General features: G+C 73.8%; 3 protein-coding genes. All 3 read left to right on the forward strand.

Going from position 1 to position 4,897, the window contains the following annotated elements; genetic code table 11:
* Window positions 1–214 (forward strand): hypothetical protein (locus B0W88_RS33945; RefSeq protein WP_158080969.1); only part of this gene is annotated, 214 nt, incomplete at its 5' end.
* Window positions 207–3,881, forward strand: coding sequence for an exodeoxyribonuclease V subunit beta (recB, locus tag B0W88_RS29730; protein WP_369973963.1), 3,675 nt, complete (start codon window positions 207–209; stop codon window positions 3,879–3,881). The genes B0W88_RS33945 and recB, both read left to right, overlap by 8 nt.
* The coding region (locus B0W88_RS29735; protein ID WP_144007061.1) for an AAA family ATPase at window positions 3,878–4,897 on the forward strand (1,020 nt) is incomplete at its 3' end. The genes recB and B0W88_RS29735, both read left to right, overlap by 4 nt.

The raw sequence follows: 4,897 nt of genomic DNA on the forward strand, positions 1-4,897 counted from the left end.
GGACAGGGCCCAGGCGGCCTACGAGGGCGGCCCGATGTCGCGTGGCGAGGTGGAGGAGGCCTGCCTCGCCCGCAGCTACCCCGACTACGAGGCGCTGGCCGCCGGCGGCCGCTTCGCCGCGCTGGCCCCGCGCCTGTACCAGGCGCTGCTGGCCTGGAGCGCCGGCGCGGTGCAGGTCGTGCCGCATGCGCAGCAGGAGATCGCCGGTGAATAAGGCACTCGACGCACTGAGCTTCCCGCTCTGGGGCAGCCGGCTGATCGAGGCCAGCGCCGGCACCGGCAAGACCTGGACCATCGCCGCGCTGTACCTGCGCCTGGTGCTGGGGCATGGCGGCGACGAGGCGGGCTTCCATCGCCCGCTCGCTCCGGCCGAGATCCTGGTGATGACCTTCACCCGCGCTGCCACCCGCGAGCTGTCGGACCGCATCCGTGCGCGCCTGCTGGAAGCCGCCCGCGTGTTCCGTGGCGAGGCCGAGCCCGAGGCGCACGACGCGCTGCTGCGCGGCCTGCTGGCCGACCACGAGGGCGATGAAGCCGCCCGCAGCCAGGCCGCCTGGCGCCTCGCGGTGGCGGCCGAGAGCATGGACGACGCGGCCGTGTTCACCATCGACGCCTGGTGCCAGCGCATGCTGCGCGAGCACGCCTTCGACAGCGGCTGCCTGTTCGACGAGGAACTGCTCGCCAACGAGAACGGCCTGGTCGACGAGGCGGTGCGCGACTACTGGCGCCAGCAGGTCTATCCGCTGGCGGGCGAGGCGCTCGACACGGTGCTGGCGGTCTGGGGCTCGGTCGACAAGCTGGGCCAGGATGCACGCGCGCTGCTGGCCTACCTGGAGGACGGAGAGGCGCCGGCGGACGAGCCGCTGGGCGCGCGGGTCGGGCGGATCAACGCCGAACGCAGCGCCGCGCTCGGGCAGCTGAAGGCCGGCTGGCCCGAGCGCATCGCCGTGCTGCTCGCCTGGCACGAGCAGCGCTACGACCTGCCCAAGAGCCCCTTCAACAAGACGAAGCTGCGGCGCGACTACTTCCAGGGCTGGATGGCCGCGCTGTCCGCCTGGGCCGCCGATCCGCTGCTGGAGCGGCCCGAGCTCAGCGACAAGGCCATCGCCCGCCTGTGCCCGGCCGGCATGGCCGAGGCGCTGAAGGCCGGCGAGCCGGTGCCCGCCGAATGCGAAGCCTTCGAAGCCCTCAGCCACGCGCTGGACGCGCTGCCGCCGCTGGCCGAGCCGCTGCGCCGGCATGCGGCCCGGCACATCGCCGAGCGGCTCGCGCTGCTGAAGTCGCGCAGCGGCAGCTTCGGCTTCCACGACATGCTGCAGCGGCTGGACCGAGCGCTGGACGCCGATACCCCCGGCGAACGCGCCGAGCGCCTGCGCGCGCGCATGCTGGCGCAGTATCCGGTGGCGCTGATCGACGAGTTCCAGGACACCTCGCCGCTGCAGACCCGCATCTTCGACCGGCTCTACCGCATCGAGGAGAACGCGCGGGAACGCACGCTGCTGCTGATCGGCGACCCCAAGCAGTCGATCTACGCCTTCCGTGGCGCCGACATACACAGTTACCTGAGCGTGCGCGAGGCCACCGAGGGCCGGCATTACATGCTGGGCACCAACCATCGGTCGACGCAGGCGCTGGTGGCGGCGGTCAATGCGGTGTTCGAGCTGCCCGAGCAGCGAGCGGAGGGCGAGGGCGCCTTCATGTTCCGCCGCGCCGACGGCAGCAACCCGCTGCCCTTCGAGCCGGTGCTGGCCCGCGGCCGTGCCGAGCGCTTCGTCAGCAGCGCGGGCGACGAGCCGGCGATCCGCTGGGCGCTGGCCCCGCAGCTGCAGGAGGCGCGGCTGAGCCAGCGCCGGCTCGCGGCCGCCTGCGCCGAGCAGATCACGACGCTGCTGAACGACGAATCGGCCGGCTTTGCCAGCGCTGAATTCAGGCGGCTGCGCCCCGCGGACATCGCCGTGCTGGTGCGCACCGGCCGCGAAGCCGCCGCGGTGCGCCGCGAGCTGCGCCGCCGCGGCGTGGCGGCGGTCTACCTGTCGGAGAAGGATTCCGTCTTCGCCAGCGCCGAGGCGCGCGACATCCTGCTGCTGCTGCGCGCCGTCGCCGCGCCGCTGGACGTGCGGCTGGCCCGTGCCGCCCTGGCCAGCGCCACGCTGGGCCTGAGCCTGGCCGAGCTGGAGCGCCTGGCCCGCGAGGACGAGGCCTTCGAGCGCCGCAGCGAGCAGCTGCGCGCGCTGCACACGGTCTGGCAGGCGCAGGGCGTGCTCACGATGCTGCGCCGCGCGCTGCACCTGCTCGAACTGCCCGCAAGATGGTTGGGTGGTGATGCCGACGGCGAGCGCCGCATGACCAACTGGCTGCACCTGGCCGAGCTGCTGCAGCAGGCCAGCACGCAGCTCGATGGCGAGCAGGCGCTGATCCGCTGGCTGCGCAGCCAGCGCGAGCTGGCCGTCACGGGCGGCGGCGCCAGCGGCGGCGACGAGCAGATCGTGCGCCTCGAAAGCGATGCCGACCTGGTCAAGCTGGTCACCGTCCACAAGTCCAAGGGCCTCGAATATCCGCTGGTCTTCCTGCCCTTCGCCTGCTCCTACCGCGCGGTGGCGAAGCGCGCCAACCCGGTCGTGCCGCTGGTCGATGCGGACGGGCAGCGGCGCGTCCACCTGACGCTGGATGCCACGCTGCTGGAAGCCGCCGACCGCGACCGCCAGCGCGAGGACCTGCGCCTGCTCTACGTGGCGCTGACCCGCGCCCGCCATGCGCTGTGGATCGGCGTGGCGGCGCTGAAGCGGCCGCTGTCGCGCGGCGAGGAATGCACCGCCGCCGGCAGCGCGCTGGGCCATGTGCTGGGCCGGCCCGACACGGCCGAGGCGCTGATGAACGCGGTGCGTGCGCTGGCGGCGAGCCAGGTGGGCATGGTGGCCGGCGAGTTGCCGCTGAATTTCGCCGTCAGCTCCCTGCTGCCGCGCGGCAGCGCCGTGCCCTTGCGCGAGCCGCAGGCCTATCACGGTCGCTTCGAGCGCCGCTGGGCCATCAGCAGCTTCTCCTCGCTGGTGCGGGCGCTGGAGGGCCCGGTCAGCACGGCCGTCGCCCGCGACGACGAGGATCTGCTGCTCATGCCGCCGGCTCAGGCGCCGCGCCGGCCCGTCGCCGAGGCCGAGGCCTCGCCCTGGCACCGCTTCCCCCGTGGCGCCCAGCCGGGCAACTTCCTGCACGACCAGTTCGAGTGGCTGGCCGGCGAGAGCTTCGCGCTCGCCGATTCGCCCGCCTTGCAGGAGCAGCTGCAAGCCCGTTGCGAGCGCCAGGGCCATGGCGAGCGGGCCGAGGACGTGAAGGCCTGGCTGCTCGCCGCGCTGCGCACGCCGCTGCCGCCGCTGGGCATCCCGCTGGCCGAGGTGGGCACGCCGCTGGCCGAGATGGAGTTCTGGCTGCCCGGCACGGGCCTGCGCGCCCAGGTCCTGGACGCCCTGTGCCGCCAGCACCTGCTGCCCGCGATCGAGCGGCGGCCGCTGGCCGAGCGTGAGCTGCGCGGCATGCTGATGGGCTTCGCCGACCTGGTCTTCGAGCATGAGGGCCGTTACTGGGTGCTCGACTACAAGTCCAACGCGCTGGGCGAGGACGATGCCGCCTACGACGCCGGCGCGCTGGCCGAGGCGATGGCCGAGCACCGCTACGACGTGCAGGCCGCGATCTACCTGCTGGCGCTGCACCGGCTGCTGCGCACGCGGCTGCCCGGCTACGAGCCGGCGCGGCACCTGGGCGGCGCGCTGTACTTCTTCTTCCGCGGCATCAACGGTCCGGCGGCGGGCTGCCATGCGATCGCGCCGCCGCTGGAGCTGCTGCAGTCGCTGGATGCGCTGATCGAGCGCGAGGACACGCTGGCATGACGACGATGTTGAGCACCCTGGCCGACTGGGCCGAACGCGGCTGGCTGCGCCGCCTGGACCGCGCCTTCGCTGCCTTCGTGGCCGACCTGGACCCCGCCGCCGGCGACGCGCTGCTGCTCGCCGCCGCGCTGGTGGCGCGGGCCGAAGGCGAGGGCCACGCCTGCCTGCTGCTGGACGAACTGGTCGCCGAGCCCGGGGCCGGCTGGGCGCCGGATGCCGCCGAAGCCTTGCGGGGTCAGGTCTTGCGCGTGGGTGGCGAACTGGACGGCTGGCTCGCCGCGCTGCGCGCCAGCCCGCTGGTGGCCGCGGACGAGTCGGCGCTGGCCGATGAGTCCCGCCCGCTGGTGCTGCATGGGTCGCGGCTCTACCTGCGGCGCTACTGGCGCTTCGAGCAGATGGTGGCAGCGCGGGTGCTGGCGCGGGTCGGGCGGCCGGCACGGGTGGACGAAGCCGTGGCCCGCGGATGGCTGGACCGCCTGTTCCCGCCCCGCGACGATGGCGCCTTCGACTGGCAGAAGTTCGCCTGCGGCGCCGCGCTGCGCGGCCCGCTGTCGGTGATCACCGGCGGCCCCGGCACCGGCAAGACCTACACGGCCGCGCGCCTGCTGGCGCTGCTGTTCGCCATCGACCCGGGCCGCGACAAGCTGCGCGTGGCCCTGGCCGCACCGACCGGCAAGGCCGCGGCGCGGCTGCGCCAGTCGATCGAAACGGCGCTGCAACCGCTGCAGGCGCTGATGCAGGGCCAGGTCGACCTGCAGGAGCTGGTCTCCCACATCGACGCCGCCAAGACCCTGCATGCGCTGCTCGGCGCGCGGCCCGACACGCGGCGCTTCCGCGCCGACGCGGCCAGCCCGCTGGAGGTGGACGTGCTGATCGTCGACGAGGCCTCGATGATCCACCTTGAGATGATGGCGGCCTTGCTGGAGGCGCTGCCGCCGGGCGCGCGGCTGGTATTCCTGGGCGACAAGGACCAGCTCGCCTCGGTGGAGGCGGGCGCGGTGCTGGGCGACCTGTGC

Source organism: Pelomonas sp. KK5 (assembly GCF_001984095.1).
Classification (GTDB): domain Bacteria; phylum Pseudomonadota; class Gammaproteobacteria; order Burkholderiales; family Burkholderiaceae_C; genus KK5.